The sequence below is a fragment of the Kitasatospora nipponensis genome (assembly GCF_039528135.1).
In the GTDB taxonomy this organism is placed as follows: domain Bacteria; phylum Actinomycetota; class Actinomycetes; order Streptomycetales; family Streptomycetaceae; genus Kitasatospora; species Kitasatospora nipponensis.
In genome coordinates, this window is sequence record NZ_BAAALF010001049.1 from 251 (window position 1) to 549 (window position 299).

The window sequence follows — 299 nt, forward strand, 5'->3', positions numbered from 1 at the left end:
GGTGTTCGGCGTCGGCACGGGGATCGCGAGGTGCTGGCCGCGATCGTGTTCGTTGCCACCTCCGGGTGCACCTGGGCCCAGTTGCCGTCGTGCTTCGGCCCGTCCGGACCGACGGCCCATCGGCGTTTCCCCGAGTGGGGCAAGGCCAGGGTGTGGGCCAAGCTCCACCGGGTCCTCGACGAGGTCGGCTCGCGGGGCGAGCTGGACCGGTCGCGGTGCGCGGTCGACTCGGTGAACGTGAGAGCCCTGAAAAGGGGGTACTGACAGGTCCGAATCCCTGTCGATCGGGACAAGCGCGG

The 299-nt window shown here is 70.2% G+C and carries 1 pseudogene; it reads left to right on the forward strand.

The annotated features are described in order from the left end of the window. Positions 1 to 299: pseudogene (locus ABD323_RS44795) on the forward strand (transposase); the annotation flags it as partial.